The following is a 21,556-nucleotide window of genomic DNA, read 5'->3' as shown; positions in this document are numbered from 1 at the left end:
GCGGTGCTCGACGCCGGCGCGGACCGGGTCTCCGACGCCGCCGGCCTCGCGGTGCTGTGGCTGCTCGGTGCGCCGCCCGCACCGGTGCTCGTGGCGGCGGGGGCCGGCCTGCTGCACGAGTACCTGCGGGCGCGCTCCCAGGCGGAGGGGGTGGTGGGGCCCGGCGCGGTCACCGTCTCCGAGCGCCCGACCAGGGTCGCGATCACCGCGATGTTCGCCCTCGGCTGCGGCCTCCACCCCGCCACCGCCGCCGGGTGGGCGTCGGTGGGGGCGTGGGTCGCCGCGGCAGCGGCCCTGGCGGGTCTCGCGCAGCTCGTCCTCGCGCTGCGCCGCCGGCTCGGCGGGCCCTGACCGGCGGCGGTCGAGCGCGCGCGAAGGGGCGCTCGGGCCTAGGTTCCCGCCCGTGGACGTGTTCAGGACCAAGTCCGTCGAGGCCATCGCCGAGGGCGTGCAGCGCAGCGAGGGCGAGGGCAGCGGCCTGCGCAAGGACCTGCGCGCCCGCCACCTCATCGGCATCGGGATCGGGATCGTCATCGGCACCGGCATCTTCACGCTGACCGGGGTCGCGGCGAAGAACATCGCCGGTCCGGCCGTGGTGGTCTCCTTCACGATCGCCGGCGTCGTGGCCCTGCTCGCGGCCCTGTGCTACGCCGAGCTGGCCGCGAGCGTGCCCACCGCCGGCAGCGCCTACTCCTACACCTACGCCACGGTGGGGGAGGTGGTCGCCTGGGTGATCGGCTGGGACCTGGTGCTGGAGTTCGCCCTCGGCTCAGCCGTCGTGGCGCGCGGCTGGTCGGGCTACGTGGGCAACCTCCTGGGCCTGCCGACGTCGCTGTTCGGCGAGGAGGCTCCGATCAACGTCGGCGCCGTCCTCATCGTCGCGGTGCTCACCGCGGTCGCGGTCCTGGGCATCAAGGAGTCCGCCCGGGTCACCGGCGTGCTGGTCGTGGTCAAGGTCGCGGTCTGCGTCTTCGTCGTCGTGGCCGGGGTCTGGTACGTGCGCGGCGCCAACCTCACGCCGTTCGTCCCGCCGGGGCAGCAGGCCGAGGGGGAGGGTGGCATCCACCGGCCGCTCATCGAGGCGGTCCTGGGCCTGGAGCCGGTGACCTTCGGCATCGGCGGCGTGCTCACCGCGGCCGCCGTCGTCTTCTTCGCCTACACCGGCTTCGAGGCCGTGGCGAACATGTCCGAGGAGACCCACGACCCGGCGCGGGACGTGCCGCGCGGCCTGCTGGGCACCCTGGCCATCTGCACCGTGCTCTACGTGGCCGTCTCGCTCGTCGTCGTGGGGATGGTCGAGTACACCGACATCGACGAGGGCGCTCCGATCGCCGACGCCTTCGACCAGGTCGGCCTGGGCTGGGCCTCAGCGCTCATCTCCCTCGCCGCCGTCGCCGGCCTCACCTCGGTGATCCTCGTCGACCTGCTCGCGGTGGGCCGGATCGGCTTCGCGATGGGCCGCGACGGCCTGCTGCCCCAGGCGGTCGCGAAGGTCAGCCCCCGCAGCGGGGTGCCGGTGCGGATCACCCTGGGCTTCGGCGTCCTCGTCGCGGTGCTGGCCGGGACCGTCAACATCGGCGTCCTGGCCGACCTGGTGAGCATCGGGACCCTGTTCGCGTTCCTCCTCGTGTCCCTCGCGGTGCCGGTGCTGCGCCGCACGCGCCCGGAGCTGCCGCGCCCCTTCCGCACGCCCCTCTCGCCCGCGCTGCCGATCGTCTCCGCGCTCGCCTGCCTGTACCTCATGAGCAACCTCAGCCTCGAGACCTGGCTGCGGTTCCTCGTCTGGCTCCTCGTCGGCCTGCTGATCTACGCGGGGTACGGCTACCGGCACTCCCACCAGCGCCGCGGCGCCCGGGAGGGCGCTCAGCCCGCCGCGAGGTAGGCCCGCCAGCCGCCGTGCGCGGTGATGTCCTCGGCCCCCACCAGCGCGGCCGGCTCGCAGAGGAACCCCGGCACCCGCGTGCCGTCGGCCAGCTCCACCGCCCCGACCGCCATGGGCTGCGGCAGGGCCGCGACGAAGTCGGCGAAGGCCGCGGCCGGCAGCCGCCACACCTCCACCTCGACCGCGCTGCCGCCCTCGGCGACGCGCTCGAGGCCGGGCTTGGGCGGGGTGGTCGCCAGGGCGTGCAGCCGGTAGCCGGGCGCCGTGCGGGTGGCGCGCTCCAGCACGCCGCCGCGCTCGGTGAGCTGGCCGTTGAGCGGCTGGCCGGTCAGGTGGGCGCCGGCGACGACGAGCGGCACGGTCTCCGGCGCTCCCGGCCAGCGGGACGGCGCGAACGGCAGGTCGCCGACCAGCACCCGGCCCAGGACCGCCAGGGACGCGTCGCTGCCGGCCGGCCCGACGAGCTGGACGCCGAACGGCAGCCCGTCGGCGGTGCCCGCCGGCACCGCGAGCGCGGCCAGGTCGAAGAGGTTGGCGAAGTTCGTGAACCGCCCCAGCGCGGCGTTGGCCCCCAGGGGGTCGGCGGCCACCTCCGCCAGGGTCGGGTGGCGCACGGTGGTCGGCAGCAGGACGGCGTCCACCCCGGCCCACGCCCGCGCGCTGCGCTCGCGGAGGCCGTCGAGCACCTCGGCGTCGCGGTAGACCTGCCAGGCGGGCACGTCGCGGGCGCCGGTGATGATCGCGGCCACGGTCGGGTCCGCGCCGGTGGGGGCGGTGTCGAGGAAGGCGCCGACCGCGGCGTACCGCTCGGCGACGAACGCGCCGCCGTAGAGCATCGCCGCGGCCTCCAGCGCCGGCGCGACGTCGACCTGCACCACCTCGACGCCCCGGGCGGCCAGCGCGTCGGCCGCCGCCGCGAAGGCCTCGGCCCAGCCCGGGGCGAGCGGGCCGAGCTGCTCGGGCGCGGGGACGCCGACCGCCCAGGACGCGGCCCCGCGGGGCCCGGGCAGCGGGCGCGGCGCGGACAGCGGGTCGCCGTCGTCGGGGCCGGCCAGCACGCCGAGCACCTGCTCCGCGAGGTCGACGGTCCCGGCGAAGACGGAGACGCAGTCCAGGCTGCGGCAGGCCGGGACCACGCCGGTGGTGGGCACGAGCCCGCGCGTGGGCTTGAGCCCGACGAGGCCGTGGAAGGCCGCGGGCACCCGGCCGGAGCCGGCGGTGTCGGTGCCGAGGGCGACGTCCGCGACCCCCAGCGCCACGGCGACGGCCGAGCCGCTGCTGGAGCCGCCGGAGATCCGCTCGGGGTGGGTGGCGTGGCGGACCGCGCCGTAGGGGCTGCGGGTGCCGACCAGGCCGGTGGCGAACTGGTCGAGGTTGGTGGCGCCGAGCACCACCGCGCCCGCGGCCCTCAGCCGCGCGACGGCGGCGGCGTCGGCGGTGGCCGGCGCGGTGGCGAACGTCGGGCAGCCGGCCGTGGTCGGCAGCCCCGCGACGGCGATGTTGTTCTTCACGGCCACCGCGAGGCCGGCGAGGGGGAGGTCCGCGCCGCGCTCGACCCGCGCGTCGACCTCCGCGGCCTCGGCCAGCAGCTCGGCCTCGGAGCGCAGGGCGATCCACACCTCGGGCCGGTCGACCTCGGCGATCCGGGCGAGCGCGGCGCGGACCCGCTCGGTCGCGCCGGCGCGGGCGCCTCCCGCGGCGCTCATGCCGCCACCCGCTCGGCGATGACCACGAGCACCTCGCCCGGCGCCACGGTGGACCCGGGGGTGACCACCACCTGCACGACCTCGCCCGAGCTGGGAGCGGTCACCGGTGCCTCCATCTTCATCGCCTCCAGGGCCAGCAGCACCTGCCCGGCCACCACCTCGTCCCCGGGTGCGACGTCCACCCGCACGACGTTCGCCACGAACGGCGCCTCGACGCCGGTGCACCCGTCGGGCACGTCCACCGCGGCCGCCGCCGGGGCCGGCTCGAGGTCGACCGCGCGGTCGAACTCCCCGGCGGCCTCCCACGCGGCCCGCTCCGCCGCGAAGGCCGCCGCCTGGCGCTCGCGGAAGGCCGCGATCGACGGCGCCTCGGCGGCGAGGAACGCCTCGTGCTCGGCGAGGGCGAAGGTGCCCTCCTCCACGCGCAGCGGGAGCGTCCCGGCGGCCATCTGCAGCCGCATCTCCGCGAGCTCCTCCGTGCTCACCGGGTACCAGCGGATCCGGTCGAAGAAGCGCAGCAGCCACGGGGTGCCCGGCTCGAACGGCCCGCGCTGGGCGTGGGTGGACCACACCTGCACCGTGCGGCCGACGAACTGGTAGCCGCCCGGGCCCTCCATGCCGTAGACGCACAGGTAGGCCCCGCCGATGCCGACGGCGTTCTGCGGGGTCCAGGTGCGCGCCGGGTTGTACTTCGTCGTCACGAGGCGGTGGCGCGGGTCGAGCGGCGTCGCGACGGGCGCGCCGAGGTAGACGTCGCCGAGGCCGAGCACGAGGTACTCGGCGTCGAACACGGTGCGGTGGACGTCCTCGCGCGTGCCGAGCCCGTTGATCCGGCGGATGAACTCGATGTTGTCCGGGCACCACGGGGCGTCGTCGCGGACGCCGGCCGTGTAGCGGGCGATCGCCTCGCGGGTGGAGGGGTCGTCCCAGCTCAGCGGCAGGTAGACCGTGCGGGAGGGCACGACGAGGTCGGCCGTGGCCGGCAGCGCGGCCTCGACCTCCTGGGCCAGCGCGAGGAGGGCCGGCAGCGGCAGGACGTCGGGGTCGACGTGCACCTGCAGGGAGCGGATCCCCGGGGTGAGGTCGACGACGCCGGGCATCGCGAGGGCCGCGACCGCCTCGGCGAGGGCGTGCACGCGCATCCGCGACGCGAGGTCGAGGACCATGGCGCCGTACTCGACGAGCAGGTTGTCGTCGCCGCTGCGCCGGTAGGTCACCTCCGGGCGGGCGCCGTCGGGCGAGGCCGGGGTGCGGGCCAGGACGCCGCCGTCGGTGTGCGCGGCCCGGCTCGCCACCGGGGCGGCGAGGGGGTCGGTGCGCAGGGCCGCGGCCTGCGCCTCGTCGACCGGCACGAAGCGCGCGGTGTCGCCCGGGCGCAGCTGGCCGAGCTTCCACATCTGGCCCACCGCGACCGTGGCCGGGCAGGTGAAGCCGCCGAGGCTGGGGCCGTCGGGCCCGAGGAGGATGGGCAGGTCGCCGGTGTAGTCCACCGCCCCGACCGCGTACGGGGTGTCGTGGATGTTCGAGGGGTGCAGCCCCGCCTCCCCGCCGTCCGGGCGCGCCCAGGTCGGCTTGGGGCCGACCAGGCGCACGCCGGTGCGCGCGGAGTTGTGGTGCACCGCCCACGTCGCGGCGTAGAACTCGGCGACGTCCTCGGGGGTGAAGAACTCCGGCGCGGCGTGCGGGCCCTCCAGCGCGCCGATCCGCCACTCGCTGGGGAAGGACGGGCGCTGCGCGGGCGGCACGGCGGCCGCCGCGGGAGCGCCCTCCCGCGGGGTCCCGAGCTGGACGGCGTCCCCGGAGCGCAGCGGCGAGCCGGTGGTGCCGCCGATCCGGCCGAGGTCGAAGGTGGCCGCCGAGCCGAGCACCGCCGGCACGTCGAGGCCGCCGCGCGCGAGCAGGTAGGTGCGCATCCCCGCGGTCGCGGTGCCGATGTCGAGCACCCCGCCGGCGGGGACGGTCACCGGCTCCCACTGCGGCACGGGCACGCCGTCCAGGCTGACCGGGGCGGGGGCGCCGGTGACCATGACGACGGCCTCGGTGGCGAAGCGCAGCGCCGGGCCGCCCAGGGTGCACTCCAGGCCCGGCGCCCCCTCGGGGTTGCCCAGGGCGAGGTTCCCGCGGCGGAAGGACAGGTCGTCCATCGGGCCCGACGGCGGGATGCCGACGTGCCAGTAGCCGGTGCGCCCGGGCCAGTCCTGCACCGTGGTCAGGGTGCCGGCGCGCTGGACGACGAAGCGCGGCGTGGCGTCGACGACGTGGCCCAGGGTGGCGGTGGAGTGCTCCGCGGCGAGGACGGCCGGCTCGGTGGCCGCCGCCCGCAGGAGGCCGAGGTTGGTGGCGACGCCGCCGACCCGGGTGCCCGCCAGCGCGCGCGAGAGGTCGGCCCAGGCGGCGTCGCGGTGCTCGGCGTGCGTGATGACCTTCGCCAGCAGCGGGTCGTAGGAGGTGCTGACCTCCGCGCCGGGCTCGAGCCAGGTGTCGACGCGGACACCGGCCGGCTCGACGGGGAGCTCCAGCGCGGTGATGGTGCCGGCGCTGGGCAGGTGGTCGCGGTCGGCGTCCTCGGCGTAGACCCGCGCCTCGACGGCGTGCCCGCGCGCCACCAGCGGGGTCTGCACGACCGACGTGTCGCCCTGGGCCAGGCGCAGCATCCACGCGACGAGGTCGACGCCGTAGACGGCCTCGGTGACCGGGTGCTCGACCTGCAGGCGGGTGTTGACCTCGAGGAACGCGGCCTCCTCGCGCTCGGCGTCGTAGACGTACTCCACGGTGCCGGCCGAGCGGTAGTCGACCGAGGCGCACAGGCGCTGGGCGGCGTCGGCGATGCGGTCGCGGACGGCGTCCGGCAGGCCCGGCGCGGGCGCCTCCTCGCAGACCTTCTGGTGGCGCCGCTGGAGGGAGCAGTCGCGGTCGCCGAGGGTCACCACGGTGCCCAGGCCGTCGCCGAAGACCTGCACCTCCACGTGGCGCGGCGCGGGCACGGCCCGCTCGAGGAAGACGCCGGCGGAGCCGAAGCTCGCCCCGGCGAGGCGGCGGACGTCGTCCCACGCGGTGCGCAGCGCGGCCTCGGTGCGGCAGACGCGCATGCCGATCCCGCCGCCGCCCGCGGTGGCCTTGAGCATCACCGGGTAGCCGATCGCGGCGGCCTGCGCGGCCGCGTGCTCGACGTCCTCGAGCAGCCCCGTGCCGGCGAGCAGGGGGACGCCGGCCGCGGCGGCGGCCTCGCGGGCGGTGTGCTTGGCGCCGAAGAGCTCCAGGTGCTCCGGGCGCGGGCCGACGAAGGCCATCCCGGCGCCCTCGACGGCGCGGGCGAAGGCGGCGTCCTCGGACAGGAAGCCGTAGCCGGGGTGGACGGCGCCGGCGCCGGTGGCGGCGGCGGCCTCGAGGATGCGCTCGGGCACGAGGTAGCTCTCGCGCGCCGGGGCCGGGCCGATCCGCACGGCGGTGTCGGCCAGGCGCGTGTGCAGGGCCCCGGTGTCGGCGTCGGAGTGCACGGCGACCGTGCGCAGGCCCAGCGCCGCGGCGGTGCGGATGATCCGGACGGCGATCTCGCCGCGGTTGGCGACGAGGAGGGTGTCGAAGCCGCTCATGCCGGCGCCCCCTCGGTGATGACCATGCGCACCGGCGTCGGGTCGAAGCCGTTGCACGGGTTGTTGACCTGGGGGCAGTTGGAGACGAGCACCAGGACGTCGCGCTCGGCCCGCAGGGTGAGGGACTTCCCCGGCGCGGAGAGGCCGTCGACGATGCCGAGGGAGCCGTCGGGGTCGACCGGCACGTTCATGAACCAGTTGATGTTGGAGACCAGGTCGCGCTTGCCCAGGCCGTGCCGGGAGCCCTCGGCGAGGAAGTTCTCCACGCACGCGTGCTGGCCGGCCGTGTGGTGGCCGTAGCGCAGGGTGTTCGACTCCTGCGAGCACGCGCCGCCGAGGGTGTCGTGCTGGCCGACCTCGTCGGCGACCACCGTCATGAGCGGGCCGTGCTCGCAGTCGCGCAGCACGCTGCCGGTGGTCAGGAAGATCGTGCCCTGGGCCTGGAGGGTGTCCTGGGCGCTGTAGCGCAGGGTCGGGTCGGCGGCGTCGTAGAGGAGGAAGTCGACCGCCTGGTTGCCCGCGAGGTCGATCACCCGCAGCTCCTGGCCGGCGCGCACGAGCGCCGACCAGGGCGCGCGGGCGGGGACGACGACGTCGAGGACGACGGCTGGCTCGGTGGTGCTGGTGGTGGTCATGCGATCCCCTGGGCGGTGAGGTGCTCGGCGGTGTTCTCGAAGGCGCGGCGCCCCTCGGGGGCGGCGGTCCACAGGGGGTCGTCGGGGCGGGTCGGCTCACCCCGCCAGGCGAGGACCTCCAGCGGCGAGCAGGTGAACGCCTCGCGCGGGTCCAGCGGGTGGGCGGTGTTGGCCACGAGCACCAGCAGCGGCACCTCGGCGCGCAGGACGACGTGCGCGCCGGGGCCCGCCGAGCCGGTCGGGCGCGGGGCGCCGTCGGTGCCGACGGTGACGCCCTGGAAGAACGAGACGGTCGGGCCGACGTCCCGGCGGCCGAGCCCGTGCTTGGCGGCGGCGAGGACGAGCAGCTCGCGGCCGGCCGGGGAGGGGCCCTGGGCGCTGCCGTCGCCGTAGCGGGCCTCGTTGCGGGCGCGGGTCGTGGTGCCGAAGAGGGCGTCGTGGTGGCCGGAGGTGTCCTCGACCACCGTGGCCAGCACCCGGCCCTGGTCGGACAGCAGCAGCTGCCCCGCAGCGGTGTAGACCTGCCAGGCCACCTTCGCGGTGTCGGCGGGGTTGAGCCGCTCCCACGGCTCGTCGGCGCGCAGGAGGAGCACGTGCGCGCAGGCGTCGCCGGTGAGGTCGGTGAGGCGCACGTGCGTGCCGCGGGCGAGGCTGCGGTGGGCGTAGCCCCCACCGGCGACGACGGTCGCCCAGGTGAGGTCGCCCGCCGCGACGCCGTCCGGGGGAGCGGGCCACCGGCTCGCCGGGACGGTCGGCATCGCCTCGACGACGGTGCCCTCCTGGGCGCGGGCGTGCTGGCGCGCCCCCAGGGTGGTGGCGGTGGGCGAGGCGTTCATCGGACCTCCGGAGCGGGGTTCCTGTCGGCTGACAGGAAGACCGTCTCCGCCCGGTGTTCCGGGTCCGTTCCCGGTGGGTGACGAGCGCGTTACGCCCGGCGGGCCACCGCTCGGTTGATCTGCTCGACCACGCTCCGGGGGTCGCGGACCTCCACGACGATCCGGTCGTAGGGCTCGTCGGACAGCTGCACCACCACGGCGCGCTCGCCGCGGTAGACCTCCCACAGGGTCCGCTCGCCGTCCCGGTGGAACGTGCCCACGGCGGCGATCCCGGGCACGTGCAGCCCCGGTGACCGGCGGCCCTTGGGCTCGCGCCGCGCCCCCGGGTCCGCCGTGGCGCCGCGCACGTGCGCCAGGGGAGCGGTGACCTCCCTGCGCAGCGCCCAGAGCCTGCTCAGCCCTCGCAGCTCGACGGTGAGCCGGTCGTCGGTGGTGGTGATGCGCGCCATGGTCAGGTCCTTCCGGGGCGGGTGGGCTCGGGGGCGGCGGCGTGTCCGGCGCGGGTCAGCAGGCGCCTGCCGAGGAGGGTGGCCGGCCCGTCCGGGCCGAGGTCCGGGTAGCGGTCGGCCAGCAGCGCGACCGCGCGCCCGACGAGGCTCTGGACCTCGTCGTCGTGCGGCGCGAGCTCGAGCACGGCGACGAGGAGCAGGTCGAGCGCCGTGGAGGCGGTCGCCTGGTGGGCCTCCGGCGGAAGCCCCGGCAGCCCGTCGTCGACGTCCCGGCGCAGGGCGGACACGAAGAGGCCCCGCTTGCTGCCGAACGCCTGGTACAGGCTCCCTCGGTGCAGGCCGAGCGTGGTGACGAGGTCGTCGACGGAGGTCGACGCGTACCCCAGCCGCACGAAGAGCGCGGCGGCCGACGCCAGCACGACGCGCTCGTCGAACGTCCGCGGGCGACCCATGCGAGGACGCTAGCCGGTTGTGGAACGTCCAGTCAAGAACGAGCGGTCAACAACGTGCGGCCCCGGCTACGCGTACGCCTCGGCGTCCTCGGGGGCCAGCTCGCGCGCCAGCGCGCCGAGCACCCGGCAGGTCAGGCCCACCTCGCGGTGCAGGGCGGCCCGCGCCTCCCGCTCCGGCAGGACGCCGGCCGCGGCGTCGTCCTCCACGCCGGCGCACAGGCGGGCCAGCGGCGCTGCGCCGAGGTTGGACGCCGACCCCTTCAGCTTGTGGGCCGCGGCCTCGAGCGCGACGGAGTCCTCGGCCGCCGCGGCCTGCTCCACGGCCGCGACCGCGGCCGGGGCGCCGTCGACGAAGGAGGCGAGCAGCAGGGCGAACAGGTCGCGCTCGGCGGGGTCGTCCAGGTCGCCGAGCTCGGCGAGGCGCTCGCGCACCATCGCCTCCAGTGCAGCGGGGGCGGCCTCGAGCGCCGCGTCGACCGCGGCGGTGAGGTCGGCGACCGAGACCGGCTTGGTCAGGTAGGTGGCGCGCAGGGTGCGGCCCGCCTCGACGTCGGCGGGCAGGGCCCGGCCGCTCAGGAGGATCACCGGCAGGTCGGCGCAGACGAAGTCCTCGCGCAGGGCGGCCACGAGGCGGAGCCCGCTGCCCCCGGGCATGAACATGTCGGTCACGAGCACCTCGGGGGTGCCCGCGCGCTCCATGACGGCGTGCGCCTCGTCGACCGAGCCCGCCCCGCGCACGCGGTGGCCCGCCTGGCGCAGGCGCGACTCCAGCAGGAGGCGCGTGACGTCCTCGTCCTCCACCACCAGCACTCGCGCCACGGCTGCCTCCAGGTCGGCATCAGCGACGTCGGGGGCGAGGGTCGCTCCGACGGGCAGCCGCGCACGACCGCTGGTCATCTCCTCGGCGCCGGGGGCCGGCACCTGCGCACTCGGGCGAGGGGTCACCCGGGTGGCCCAGCGTCCAGGCCCGCGAACCACTCCGCGTACGGCGTCGTGCGCGCCAGGTGGCGCGTGAGGTCGGGGGCGCCGTCGGTCCACCAGACGGGGCCGCGCTCGCCGAGGGCGTGCTTGGCGGCGTCCACCCGCGCCCGCGCGGCCTCGCGCGCGGCGTCGTGGCCGGCCCGCATCGCGGCTCCCTTGGCCCGCCGGGCGGACATGAGCTCGGCGGTCAGCGCGGCGCGCTCGTCCGGGTCCAGGGCGGGGTCGGCGCAGCGCCACAGCCGGCCGCGCACCACGAGGTAGCGGCCGTCCGGCGTCACCAGGGGCACGGGTCGAGGCTATGACGCGCGTCCCGGCCCCGCCTGATCCGCACTTCTCCGGGGAAGTGCGGTCCCGGAGCCCGCCGCAGCCGCACTTCTCCGGAGAAGTGCGGTTCATGCACCCGATCGGGCGATTCGCCCCTGCGCGGACCCCCGACGTCCTAGCGTCTGCTGCACCGCCGCGACGCTGCGGGGGAGACCGAGGAGCGCCATGACCACCACTCCGGGCACCCGCCCCAGCGCCGGCACGGACGCCACCACGACCAGCCGCTGGCGCGTCGCCGTCTCGTGCGCGCTCGCCGTGGTGGCGCTGGTCCTGCTCCAGGTCGTGCTCTCGTCGAGCCCCGCCAGCGCTGCCGCCCCGGCGGTCGGGAGCTCCCCCGCCGCCGTGGCGGACGCCGGCGGCTCGCCCGCTCTGGGGGCCGCGACCCGCTGGTAGCGTCCCCGGCGATGGCCTCGCGACCCGGACGCCCCCGCGCGGGCGGACCCTCGACCAGCGGGCGGGGCACCGACGAGGACATCCTGGCCGCGGCCGCCGTCCTGTTCTGCGAGGTCGGCTACTCCTCCACGAGCACCTACGCCGTCGCCGAGCGCGCCGGGGTGCGGCAGGCCTCGCTCTACCACCACTTCGCGGGCAAGCACGAGATCCTGCGCGCGCTGCTGCTGAGCACGGTGCGGCCCTCCCTCGAGCTCGCGGAGCGGCTGTCCGCCTCCGCCGAGCCGGCGCCGGCGCGCCTGTGGGCGCTGTGCGCGGGCGACGTCCGCCTCCTCGGCGGCGGGCCGGCGAACCTCGGGGCGCTGTACCTCTTCCCCGAGGTCGACGACGAGCGCTTCGCCGACTTCCACGACCTGCACCGCGCCCTGCGCGACCGGTACGCCGAGCTCGTGGCCCAGTGCGGCACCGGTGAGGCCGGGGAGACGGGCCACCTCGTGCTCAGCCTCGTCGAGGGCGTCATCCTGCGCCGTCGTGAGGAGCCGGGCCTGGACGTCGACGCCCTGGCCGAGCGCATCGCCGACGGCGCGCTCGCCCTGGTCGGGCTGCCGCAGGGCGCCGTCGCGACCACGCGTGCGGTCGGCGCCGCCCTCCTGCGCGCCGCCGCCTCGTCGGCCGACGCCTGAGAGCGCGTCAACACAGCCGCAACACGGCGCAACACGCTGCTTGCGCGGCCGAGACACGGACGACACGCGACCCCGGCTCACTGGTGCCTGTCGCTCGACAGGAACCCCTCCCGGGGACCCGCGGCGGCCCGTGCCCCCGTGGAGGCAGCATGATCATCGCCGGTGTCGCGCTCAGCGTCCTGGTCGTCGTCGTCGTCGGCATCCTCGTCGCCCGCAAGGTCGACGGAGACAGCGCCAAGTACCTCGTCGCGGGCCGGTCCCTGGGGCTGCCGCTCGTCGCGGTGTCCCTCATGGCCGCCGCCGTGGACAGCAACGCCACGGTCGGCAACACCGACCTCAGCTCCGGCTTCGGCTTCTGGGCCGGCGCCTCCCTGGCGATCGGCCTGGCTATCTGCCTCCTGCTCACCGGCCTGTTCCTCGCGGCGCCGATGAACCGGATGGGGCTGTTCACCCTCGCCGACTTCTACCGCCTGCGCTACGGCCGGGGCGTGGAGGTCGCGGCGTCCGTGCTGATGATCTTCGCGTTCACGATCCTGCTGGCCGGCAACCTCGTGGCCGTGGGCTTCCTCGTCGAGGCCTTCACGCCGCTGCCGTACGCCGCGGGCGTCGTCCTCGCCGTGGCACTGGTCCTGCTCTACACGGTGTTCGGCGGCATCTTCTCCGACGCGTACACCGCTGCCATCCAGGTCGCGATCACCGTCGTGGCCACGATCGCGCTCGTCTCCTGGGTCGGCAGCACCTACGGCTGGCAGGTCGCCGACGGGCTCGGCCCGTTCGACACCGCGCAGCTGGCCGACACCGCCGCCGGCGCCCCGGTGAACTGGGCGACCCTGCTCTCCCTCGGCATCGGCGACATCGTGGCCATCGACTTCATGCAGCGGATCTTCGCCGCGAAGTCGCCCGAGGTCGCCCGCCGCTCCTGCCTGATCGGCGCCGCCGGCACGGCCGTGATCGGCGTCGCCTTCGCCATGGTGGCCCTGACCACCAGCGCGGCCCTGGGCCTCTCGGCCGAAGACGGGCCGGTGCTGTTCACCCTGCTCGCCGACCACGCCCCCGCCTGGCTCGCCGTGCTGGTCCTCTCCGGGGTCGTGGCCGCGTCGTTCTCCACCGGCTCCGGCGCGATCCTCGCCACCTCCGCGGTCGCCGTCCGCAACATCTTCGGCGTGCGCCGCATCGTCCTCACCGGGCACGACCCGCTCCTGCGCTGGACGCGGATCGCGATGGTCCCGGTGGTCGTGCTCGGCATCGTCATCGCGATCCGGGTGGCCCAGACCGGCATCCTGCTCACCCTCGCGTTCGACCTCATGCTCGCGGGGCTCGTCGTGCCGTTCCTGCTCGGCCTGTTCTGGAAGCGCGGCGGCACCTCGGCCGCCGTCGCGGCCATGGTCGCCGGGCTCGGCGTCCGGCTGGTGCTCTTCGTGCTCATGCCGACCATGTACGGCGTCCCGAACGACCTGCTCCACGTGCCCAACGACCTGCTGGACGCCAGCTTCGACGGCTGGCCGACGATGTACGGCGCGGCCGTCTCGCTCGTGGCCTACGTCGTCGTGGCGCTGCTCCGGCCCCGCCACGTCGACGCGCGGGTCACGCTGCCCTCCGCGCGCTCGGAGCTGTCCGGCGACCCGCTCGTGGTGGACCTGCGCGGGGAGCGCGAGCCCGTCGCCTGAGCGGGGCCCGACCGGCGCTGCGTCCTGGCCGCCCGCGGCCACCGCCTCTCCGTGTCAGGACCGGTGGTGGCCGCGGGCGCGGGCGGCCCGGCGCACCAGGTGGTCGCGCTCGGCCACGACCGTCGCCCGCCGGGCGGCCTCGGCGTACGCGTCAGCGGCAGCGGGCAGGTCGCCGTCGAGCTCGTGCAGGTGCCCGCGGACGGCGTGCCACCGGTGGCGGTCGCCGAGCACCTCGCGCAGCCGGTCGGTCTCGAGCAGCCCCGCGGCAGGGCCGCGGGCGTGGCCGACGGCGACCGCGCGGCCGAGCACGGCGGCGGGGTCCTGGCGCACCGGGTCGTCGGTGAGGGCGACGAGGTCGTCGTACCAGGCGAGGACCTGCGGCCAGTCGGTCTCCTCGGCGCTCGCCGCGTCGTCGTGCAGGGCGGCGATGGCGGCCTCGACCTGGTAGCGGCCGGGGCGCCCGAGGGCCAGCGCCACCTGCAGGACGCGCACCCCCTCGGCGATCTGGCGGGTGTCCCACCGGCTGCGGTCCTGCTGGTCCAGCGGGACGAGGCGGCCCTGCTCGTCCAGCCGCGCCGGGAGGCGGGCGTGGTCGAGGAGCATCAGCGCGAGCAGCCCGCGCGCCTCCGGCTCGTCGGTGGCCAGGGTGAGCTGGCGGGTGAGCCGGATCGCCTCGGCGGCCAGGTCCACCCGGCCCGCGTGGCCGGTCGCGTAGACGAGGTAGAGCACGCGCAGCACGACGGCGAGGTCGCCGGGCTGGTCCAGGCGGCGCCCCTTCAGGGCGCGCTTGGCCCGGCTGATCCGCTGCGCCATCGTCGCCTCGGGCACGAAGAACGCGTCGGCGACCTCCGCGGTGGTGAGGCCGCCGACCGCCCGCAGGGTCAGCGCCACCTGCGACGCAGGCGAGAGGTCGGGGGAGCAGCAGCAGAAGAGCAGGAAGAGGGTGTCGTCGCCCTCCTCGGTGGCGGCCGGCCGCGGCTCGTCGCGCGCCGCCTCCTCGCGGCGCGAGCGGGCGGCCTCGCTGCGGCGGGCGTCGACGAGGCGGCGGGTGGCGACCGTCGCCAGCCACGCGCGCGGATCGCGCGGCGGGTGCTCGGGCCACACCCGCAGCGCCTCCAGCAGCGCCTCCTGCAGCGCGTCCTCCGCGGCGTCGAAGTCCTCGCCGCGCCGGACCAGGCCCGCCAGCACCCGGGGGACGAGGGCGCGCAGCGCGCCCTCGTCCACCCGGCCCGTCGCCACGTCGGCCACGTCGGCCACGTCGGTCAGTCGCTGGAGGGCGCGTGGGACATGACCTCGCGGACGTCGATCCACTCGTGCAGCGGCCCTCCGCCCGGGCCGGGCTCGGAGGAGATGAGCGCCGCGACCTCGAAGGCGCGCTCGCGCGACTCGACGTCGACGAGGTACCAGCCCGCCACGAGGTCGCTGGTCTCGGGCAGCGGCCCGTCGGTGGTGACCGGCGCGGCGTCCGGGCCGCCGTAGCGCACCCACGTCTGCGCCGGCGTGAGCGCCTGCACGTCGACGAGCTCGCCGCTCTCCTCGAGGAGCTCGCCGACGTGCCGGAGGAAGGCGAAGTGCGCCTCCACGTCCTCGGGGGCCCACTGGTCCAGCGGGGGGAAGGGGCGGTGCTGCTCCGGGCCGCCGCTGTAGTGCTTGAGGAGCAGGTACTTCGGCATGGTGGTCTCCTGGCGTCGTGGGCCCCTCCTGCGGGGGCCTCCACCTGGTGAGCGGAGCCGGTCGCCCCTCCTCGACACGGCCCGCTCGCCCGGCTCCCCGATCGTGGCGCAGGAGGCCCCGCTCACGGCACCCCGTCGAGGGGGCGGGTCTCAGGCGGGGCCGACCATCCCCGCCACGATCTGCGCGGACAGGGCCACCAGCGGGATGCCCCCGCCGGGGTGGGCCGAGCCGCCGACGAGGAACAGCCCCGGCACGGGGGAGCGGTTGGCCGGGCGCAGGAACGCGGCGCGGGCGCCGTTGCTGGAGCTGCCGTAGATCGAGCCGCCCACGCTGCGGGTCGAGCGCTCCAGGTCCGCCGGCGTGAGCACCTCCCGCCAGCGCAGCCGGTCGCGGACGTCGACGCCCCGCTGCGCCATCACCTCCAGCATGCGGTCGGCGTACGAGGCCGCCAGGCCCGGGGCGTCCCAGTCGACGCCGGCGCGCGGGTCGCCGGGGGTGTGCCGCGGGGCGTTGACGAGGACGAACCAGGCCTCGCTGTCCTCGTCCGGGCGCAGCGCCGGGTCGTCGGGCGCGCTGACGTAGACGGTCGGGTCCTCCACCGGCCTCGGGGCCCCGGCGCACCGGCCGGTGCCGAAGACGGCGTCGAACTCGGCGTCGTAGTCGGCGGGGAACAGCACCGTGTGGTGGGCCAGGCCCGGGGTGCGCCCGCGCAGGGCCAGCAGCAGCACGAAGCCCGACAGGGACGGCGTCGCCGCGGCCAGGCGGGCGCGGGCGCGGGCCCCGGAGCGGCCCGGCAGGAGGTGGGCGTACAGCGCGGTGGCGTCGGCGTCGCTGACCACCACGTCGGCGTCCAGCACCTCGCCGCCGGCCAGGCGGACGCCGGCCACCCGGCGTCCGGCCAGCACCACCGAGGTGACCTCCGCCCCCGTGCGCAGCACCGCGCCGCGCTCGCGGGCGCGCTCGGCGACCGCCTCGACCAGGCGCCGCAGCCCGCCGCGCACGTACCAGGAGCCGTGGGCCTGCTCCAGGTGCGGCACCGCGGCCAGCGCGGCGGGCGCCCGGCGCGGGTCGGAGCCCGTGTAGGTGGCGTAGCGGTCGAGCAGGGTGAGCAGCCGCGGGTCGTCCAGGTGCTGCTGCCCGAGCTCGCGCAGCGAGGCCCAGGGCGCGATGGTCGCCAGCGCCGCCGGGCCGCCGCGGCGGGCGACCAGCGAGGCCAGCGTGCGCGCGCCGTGCAGCGGGGAGGTGAGGAACGGGCCGCGGGTGGCGTCCCAGATCCGCTCCGCGCGCTCGGCGAAGGCAGCCCACTGCGCCCCGGCGCCCGGCCCCAGCGCGTCGTCCAGCGCGGCGCGCAGGGCCAGCGGGTCGCGGTCCGGCACCGCCAGGGTGGTGCCGTCGGCGAAGCGGTAGGACGCCGCCGGGTCGACCGGGACGACGTCCACCGCGCTGGCCAGCGGGGCGCCGGTGGCGGCGAAGAGGTCCTCGTAGACCTGCGGCCAGGTGAGCAGGCTCGGGCCGGTGTCGAAGGAGAACCCGTCGCGGGAGAGCCAGCCGAGCTTGCCCCCCACGGAGTCCGCCTGCTCGCAGACGGTGACGGCGTGCCCGAGCGCCGCCAGCCGGGCCGCGGCCGCCAGCCCGCCCAGGCCCGCGCCGACGACGACGACCCGTGCCACGCGGGCCCGTCAGCCGGCGGCGAGGGTGCCGCCGACGGTGTACTGCTGCTGCCCGTCCGCGCTCACCACCGCCACCGAGACGACCTCGCGGCCGCCGCCGCGGGAGAAGGTGGCGCCCGTGGCACCGGCCGGGCCGGGCGACTCGGTGAACCCGGCCGGCAGCAGCCGGTCGCGGTAGAAGGCCAGGACGGCGTCCGCGGGCGTCGGGGTGGCGGCGGCCAGGCTCACCTGCAGCAGGTCGCCGGCGGGCACGGCGCTGGTCAGGCGGACCGTCGCGTCCGGCAGGGGCGGCAGCAGGTCGACCGGGTAGCCCTCGACGACCGCGCCGACGGCGGAGCCGGCCGGTGGTGAGGCCTCCGGGGCCGCGGGCGTCTCGGCGGGCGTCTCGGCGGGCGTCTCGGGCTCGGTGCCGGCGGAGGGCTCCGGCTCGCTCGACGCCTCTGCGGAGGGGGTCGCGGAGGCGGAGGGCGACGGCGAGCCCGCGTCGTCCGCCGAGCCGCCGGAGCACCCCGCCAGCAGGAGCAGGGCGGCGGTGGCGCTCGCGACGACGGCGGAGCGGGCGGAGGTGGCAGCGGGCACGACGGGTCCTCTCGTCGTCGGCGGCAGGACGGGCGCGGCCACAGTAGGTGAACCGCTGGAGCACCGGCAGCGGTCAGGGCAGCGGACGGCCGCGCCAGGCGAGGTCCCCGCGCCGCCGTCCGGTCCACGAGCGCGCCACGAGGCGGGCGAGGACGAGCACCGACACCGGGTGCGCCAGGGCGTCGGGCCACGCGCGCCCACCGGTGCGCCGGGCGGCCACCACCCGGCCGGCGACGCCCGCCAGGTAGCCGACCAGGCCGGTCCGCGAGCCCGCCAGGGCCGCTGCCGCGGGCAGCACCCACACCGCGACCAGGGCCGAGACCAGGGCCGCCGCGGCAGCGGGGGAGCCGGTCGCCGACCACAGCGACTTGGCGTAGCCCTCGCGCAGCTGCGGCCACGAGCGGTACATGCGGCAGGTGGCCAGCGCAGTGCCGTCCACCACGCCGCCCCGGCCGCCGGCCGCCTTCACCGCGCGGACGAGCGCGACGTCCTCGAGCACCTGCCCGCGCACGGCGGCGTACCCGCCGGCGCGGGCCAGCGCGGCGGCGTCCACCACGAGCAGCTGGCCGTTGCCCGCGGACAGCGACGGGCGCGCGGAGCGCTCGGCGAGCCGCAGCGGCAGGGTGGACAGCCACGACCACTGCAGCAGCGGCTGCACGAGCCGCTCGGCGGCGGTGACCGCGATCTGGCGCGGGTAGGGGCAGACCAGGTCGAGGCGCGCGGTGCGCAGCAGCTCCACCGCGGCGGCGACGGCGTGCGGGGCGAGGCGGACGTCGGCGTCCAGGAGCACGAGCACCGAGCCGCGCGCCCGGGCCACCAGCTGCGCGCAGGCGTGGGGCTTGCCCAGCCAGCCCGGCGGCAGGGGCGCGCCGTCCAGCACGCGCACCCGGGGGTCGGTGGCCGCCACCGCGCGCGCGAGCGCACCGGTGGCGTCGGTGGAGCCGTCGTCGAGGACGAGCACCTCCAGGCCCGGGACCCCGGTGCTGGCGAGCACCGCGCGCAGGCACTCCTGCACCTCCTCCGCCTCGTCGCGCACCGGGAGCAGCACGCTGACCCGCTCGGGAACGGGGCGCGGGGACGCCGGCGGGCGGCGCAGCAGCCGGGCGTTGACCGCCGCGTGCACCGCCAGGGCGAGCGCGGCGGCGCTGCCGGCGGTGGTGGCCGCGGAGGTGGCGACGGAGGTGGCGCGGCGCGCCAGGGCGGTCGCCCTCACCGCGACCCGACCAGCGCCGGACGGCGTCCGCGGACCTCGCGCAGCACGCCCAGCAGGTAGGGGCCCGCCACCAGGCCCATCGCCACCAGCCCCCACGCGGCCACGGCCGGGCGGCCGAAGAACGCCGCGTTCGCCAGCGCGGAGCCGAGCCAGGTCCACGCCAGGAGCAGCGCCGGGGCCCCGGCTCCCGACGACGCACCCGCCCCGGCCCCCTCGCGCGCCCGGCGCGGGACCGCGGCGTGCAGCAGCGCCTGGACCACCAGCGCCACGAGCAGCCAGCCGGCGTAGTTCGTCAGCGGCACCCCCGGGGAGCCGGGCAGCGCGGGGGCGGGGTGCTGCCAGGCCCAGTGCCCCGCCTCGACCATCTGGGGGTCGAGGAAGAGGTCCCACGAGGCCAGCAGCCACGCGGCGAGCGGGACGGCGACCCAGGGCGCCGCCGGCGACAGGCGCGCGGCCAGCGCGCGCCCGGCGAGCAGGCACGGCCAGGCCATCATCAGCCAGGCCAGCGGGACCACGACCGGCACGGCGAGCACCTGGGGGCCCAGGGTGCCCGCGTAGGCGTAGTCGCCGAACGGCGCGCCGGTGGCGACGCCGACCGCCTCGGCCACCATGCCCGTCCCGCCCGCGGCGAGGAGCAGGGCCAGGGCCGCGCGGGGCCCGTGGCTCGCGGCGGCGGACGACAGCGACGCCGCGGCGAAGAGCAGCACCGCCGCGACGGTGGCGGCGGTGAGGGCGGCGCCGTCCAGGAGCGGGTAGGCGACCTGCACGAGCACGGTCAGCACCGCCAGCAGCAGCGGAGCGCGCTGCGCCGCCGGGCTCACGGGTGCTGCCCGGCGTACGTGCCGCGGACGTCGAGCACGGCGAAGCGCGCGAACAGCTCCTCGGCGTACCAGCCCTCGGTGGCCGTGCGGGCCACCACGGCCGTGTGGGCGGCGCGGCGGTGGGCGAACTCGTTGAGCGCCGCTGCGCCGCTCCACAGGCTGAAGGTGCCCTGGAGCCCCACCGGGGCCTCCCCGATCCCCACCGCCAGGCGCAGGCCGGGCACCTGGTGCAGGTCTGCCGAGACCGGCGGCACCGCGCGCCAGAAGCCGGGGCCCTTCAGCGTCCTGATCCGCGCCCGGGTGATGCTCGCGACCGGGCCGTCCGCGGGCGTTCCGGCGCTGCGGGAGGGGCGCGGGTCGCCGAAGGGCTGGCGCCCGGACCAGCGGCCGCGGCTGGCCAGCGGGCGCAGGTCGACCCGCAGCCGCTCGTGCGCCAGGCGGTCCCAGGCGCGGGCGGTGGCGGAGGCCTCGAAGGCCTCGGCGTCGCCGGCGCGGTCCCAGGTGGCGAGCAGCGCCCAGTGGCGGGGGTCGGCGTCGCGGGGGGTGAAGCTGTGGCCGTCGCCGGTGCCCAGCAGCTTCCAGAACCGCGCCGGGCTGCGGCGCAGGCGCGGGCGGTCCAGCGCCATCCGGGCCAGCGCGCCCGGCACCGCTCGCCCGGGAACGCCCCACACGTGCACGGTGACGAGCTCCGGCGGGGGCGCGGCCTCGGTCACGGGGACGACGGTAGACGCACGGTCGGACGCCGTCGGTGGGCGCGGCGGGGCGGGTGCTGTGACAGTGGGGCGCATGACCGTCAAGCTGACCGTGATCTACGACAACCCCGCCGACCCCGAGGCCTTCGAGGCGCACTACGCCACGAAGCACGCCGAGCTCGGTGCGAAGCTGCCGTCGGTGCTGCGCGCCGAGACGGCGAAGGTCTTCCCCAAGGAGGACGGCTCGCCCACCCCGGCCTACCGGACGACGGACCTCTACTTCGCCGACTACGACACCGCCTGCGCCGCGCTGGCCAGCCCCGAGGGCGCTGCGGTGGTCGCCGACATCAAGGCGATCGGCGGCCCCGGCCTGAAGATGCTGCTCAGCGACGTCGAGACCGCCTGAGCAGGCCGCCCCTCCAGGGCCCGGACGCCGCGGCGTCCGGGCCCTGCTGCGTCCGCCCGGACTGTCGGACCCGACGGGCACAGTGCAGTGCGTCAGAGGAACGGGGTTGACGCCGGAGGTCCGGCGCGATCTACTCCTCGTCATCGAACACCTGTTCGATGACGGCGAGGCCGTGGTCCGTGGGGAGGGGAAGCCCCGCGGGCCGCGGCCCCCCGCCGGGGCGAGGTGCGGTCAGGAGGTCAGCATGGGACGTCGCTACGAGGACACCGTCGAGGTCCGCCAGCGCGCCGACGGCGCGCTCGACCCGACCGCCTTCCTGTGGCGCGAGCGCCTGTACGTCATCCGCGAGGTGCTCGGGCACTGGCACGAGTCCACCGCGTGGTGGGAGCAGGGCGCGGCGCGGGCGCTGCACGGCGAGGACGTGCCGTCCCCCCGGGGCGCGTCCACCGGTGCCGCTGCGGCCTCCGGCGCGCTCGTGGGCGACCAGGAGGTGTGGCGGGTGGCCGCCAGCGCCGGTCGGCTCGCCGGCACGGGCACCTTCGACCTGGGCCGTGCCGCTCCGGACGACGGCTGGCGCCTGCTGAGGGTGGTGGACTGACCGTGGCCGCTGCCCTCGCTGCTGCGCGTTCCGCGCGCCGTCCTGCGCGCTCCGCCGCGCACCCCCCGGTGCGACCGGTGCCGACGGCGCCGGTGCCCGTGGCCGCCGTCGACCTCGTGGGTCGCGCCTCCTCCGGGCTGCGCGAGGCCGGGTCCGCGCCCGACCCCGGTGAGCGCTACGTCCTGGCCCACCTCGCGGCCCTGCGCGCTGCGGCCGCCGTGCTGTCCACCGTGCCCCGCGGTGGGCGCCCGGCGCGCCGGCGCGGCCCGGTCAACGTCTGGGACGCCCTGACCGCCGCCGATCCC

General features: G+C 77.2%; 22 protein-coding genes and 1 pseudogene. 8 read left to right on the top strand and 15 right to left on the bottom strand.

All coding sequences use genetic code 11. From position 1 onward, the window contains the following. Both AC5FZL_RS07355 and AC5FZL_RS07350 read left to right on the top strand, forming a co-directional pair. Window positions 1–351, top strand: a pseudogene (locus AC5FZL_RS07355) (CDP-alcohol phosphatidyltransferase family protein); the annotation flags it as partial. A 52-nt stretch (window positions 352–403) separates the two neighbouring features. After that, on the top strand, window positions 404–1,882 hold the full coding sequence (locus AC5FZL_RS07350) for an APC family permease (protein ID WP_493617915.1): 1,479 nt from the start codon (window positions 404–406) through the stop codon (window positions 1,880–1,882). On the opposite strand, the gene atzF is transcribed toward AC5FZL_RS07350, so the two are convergent. The 8 genes from atzF to AC5FZL_RS07310 form a co-directional block, all read right to left on the bottom strand. After that, window positions 1,864–3,588 carry an allophanate hydrolase gene (gene atzF / locus AC5FZL_RS07345; protein WP_493617914.1) on the bottom strand — a complete coding sequence of 575 codons (1,725 nt, stop codon included), beginning with the start codon at window positions 3,586–3,588 and terminating at the stop codon, window positions 1,864–1,866. The two genes, AC5FZL_RS07350 and atzF, sit on opposite strands and share 19 nt — an antisense overlap. Then, complete coding sequence (gene uca / locus AC5FZL_RS07340) at window positions 3,585–7,181, bottom strand: urea carboxylase (protein ID WP_493617913.1); 3,597 nt, start codon at window positions 7,179–7,181, stop codon at window positions 3,585–3,587. The genes atzF and uca overlap by 4 nt, the downstream gene beginning before the upstream one ends. Continuing rightward, window positions 7,178–7,816, bottom strand: a complete 639-nt coding sequence (locus tag AC5FZL_RS07335) for an urea amidolyase associated protein UAAP2 (RefSeq protein WP_493617912.1) — start codon at window positions 7,814–7,816, stop codon at window positions 7,178–7,180. The genes uca and AC5FZL_RS07335 overlap by 4 nt, the downstream gene beginning before the upstream one ends. Further along, window positions 7,813–8,652, bottom strand: coding sequence for an urea amidolyase associated protein UAAP1 (locus AC5FZL_RS07330; RefSeq protein WP_493617911.1), 840 nt, complete (start codon window positions 8,650–8,652; stop codon window positions 7,813–7,815). Before AC5FZL_RS07330 ends, AC5FZL_RS07335 begins: the two co-directional genes overlap by 4 nt. An 89-nt stretch (window positions 8,653–8,741) precedes the next feature. Then, window positions 8,742–9,101 carry a hypothetical protein gene (locus AC5FZL_RS07325; protein ID WP_493617910.1) on the bottom strand — a complete coding sequence of 120 codons (360 nt, stop codon included), beginning with the start codon at window positions 9,099–9,101 and terminating at the stop codon, window positions 8,742–8,744. Window positions 9,102–9,103: 2 nt separating this feature from the next. Further along, window positions 9,104–9,553: a TetR/AcrR family transcriptional regulator gene (locus tag AC5FZL_RS07320; RefSeq protein ID WP_493617909.1), complete on the bottom strand. Its 450-nt coding sequence runs from the start codon at window positions 9,551–9,553 to the stop codon at window positions 9,104–9,106. 66 nt (window positions 9,554–9,619) lie between these two features. Then, a complete protein-coding gene (locus tag AC5FZL_RS07315) occupies window positions 9,620–10,450 on the bottom strand; it encodes an Hpt domain-containing response regulator (protein WP_493617908.1) in 831 nt (276 codons plus the stop codon). 44 nt (window positions 10,451–10,494) lie between these two features. Then, on the bottom strand, window positions 10,495–10,812 hold the full coding sequence (locus AC5FZL_RS07310) for a hypothetical protein (protein WP_493617916.1): 318 nt from the start codon (window positions 10,810–10,812) through the stop codon (window positions 10,495–10,497). Window positions 10,813–11,023: 211 nt separating this feature from the next. Between AC5FZL_RS07310 and AC5FZL_RS07305 the strand changes: the two genes are divergently transcribed. The 3 genes from AC5FZL_RS07305 to AC5FZL_RS07295 all read left to right on the top strand — a co-directional run bounded on the left by AC5FZL_RS07305 (window position 11,024) and on the right by AC5FZL_RS07295 (window position 13,598). Beyond that, entirely contained in the window at window positions 11,024–11,251 is a 228-nt protein-coding gene (locus AC5FZL_RS07305) for a hypothetical protein (RefSeq protein WP_493617907.1), read from the top strand. 11 nt (window positions 11,252–11,262) lie between these two features. After that, entirely contained in the window at window positions 11,263–11,931 is a 669-nt protein-coding gene (locus AC5FZL_RS07300; protein WP_493617906.1) for a TetR/AcrR family transcriptional regulator, read from the top strand. Between the two features lie 149 nt (window positions 11,932–12,080). Beyond that, window positions 12,081–13,598, top strand: a complete 1,518-nt coding sequence (locus tag AC5FZL_RS07295; RefSeq protein WP_493617905.1) for a high affinity choline transporter 1 — start codon at window positions 12,081–12,083, stop codon at window positions 13,596–13,598. Between the two features lie 54 nt (window positions 13,599–13,652). On the opposite strand, the gene AC5FZL_RS07290 is transcribed toward AC5FZL_RS07295, so the two are convergent. From AC5FZL_RS07290 to AC5FZL_RS07260, 7 genes are all read right to left on the bottom strand, one after another. Then, window positions 13,653–14,855: an RNA polymerase sigma factor gene (locus AC5FZL_RS07290; protein ID WP_493617904.1), complete on the bottom strand. Its 1,203-nt coding sequence runs from the start codon at window positions 14,853–14,855 to the stop codon at window positions 13,653–13,655. A 5-nt stretch (window positions 14,856–14,860) separates the two neighbouring features. Next, a complete protein-coding gene (locus tag AC5FZL_RS07285) occupies window positions 14,861–15,271 on the bottom strand; it encodes a YciI family protein (RefSeq protein ID WP_493617903.1) in 411 nt (136 codons plus the stop codon). A 150-nt stretch (window positions 15,272–15,421) separates the two neighbouring features. Then, complete coding sequence (locus AC5FZL_RS07280) at window positions 15,422–16,942, bottom strand: phytoene desaturase family protein (RefSeq protein ID WP_493617902.1); 1,521 nt, start codon at window positions 16,940–16,942, stop codon at window positions 15,422–15,424. A 9-nt stretch (window positions 16,943–16,951) separates the two neighbouring features. Continuing rightward, window positions 16,952–17,521, bottom strand: a complete 570-nt coding sequence (locus tag AC5FZL_RS07275; RefSeq protein ID WP_493617901.1) for a hypothetical protein — start codon at window positions 17,519–17,521, stop codon at window positions 16,952–16,954. Between the two features lie 73 nt (window positions 17,522–17,594). Beyond that, the gene (locus AC5FZL_RS07270; protein ID WP_493617900.1) at window positions 17,595–18,734 is read right to left on the bottom strand and encodes a glycosyltransferase family 2 protein; all 1,140 of its coding nucleotides are present in this window, start codon (window positions 18,732–18,734) and stop codon (window positions 17,595–17,597) included. Continuing rightward, on the bottom strand, window positions 18,731–19,555 hold the full coding sequence (locus AC5FZL_RS07265) for a carotenoid biosynthesis protein (protein ID WP_493617899.1): 825 nt from the start codon (window positions 19,553–19,555) through the stop codon (window positions 18,731–18,733). The genes AC5FZL_RS07270 and AC5FZL_RS07265 overlap by 4 nt, the downstream gene beginning before the upstream one ends. Beyond that, complete coding sequence (locus AC5FZL_RS07260; RefSeq protein ID WP_493617898.1) at window positions 19,552–20,268, bottom strand: monooxygenase; 717 nt, start codon at window positions 20,266–20,268, stop codon at window positions 19,552–19,554. Before AC5FZL_RS07260 ends, AC5FZL_RS07265 begins: the two co-directional genes overlap by 4 nt. 73 nt (window positions 20,269–20,341) lie before the next feature. Between AC5FZL_RS07260 and AC5FZL_RS07255 the strand changes: the two genes are divergently transcribed. The 3 genes from AC5FZL_RS07255 to AC5FZL_RS07245 all read left to right on the top strand — a co-directional run. Continuing rightward, window positions 20,342–20,653, top strand: a complete 312-nt coding sequence (locus AC5FZL_RS07255; RefSeq protein ID WP_493617897.1) for an EthD family reductase — start codon at window positions 20,342–20,344, stop codon at window positions 20,651–20,653. Window positions 20,654–20,897: 244 nt separating this feature from the next. After that, on the top strand, window positions 20,898–21,251 hold the full coding sequence (locus AC5FZL_RS07250; protein ID WP_493617896.1) for a DUF6504 family protein: 354 nt from the start codon (window positions 20,898–20,900) through the stop codon (window positions 21,249–21,251). A gap of 77 nt (window positions 21,252–21,328) precedes the next feature. Then, window positions 21,329–21,556, top strand: a 228-nt coding sequence (locus AC5FZL_RS07245) for an SAV_6107 family HEPN domain-containing protein (RefSeq protein WP_493617895.1), incomplete at its 3' end; no start/stop codon positions are given.

This window comes from Quadrisphaera sp. DVD1 (assembly GCF_058932755.1).
The sequence above is the reverse complement of the archived record's forward strand: the minus strand, read 5'-3'. Positions and strand labels throughout refer to the sequence as shown.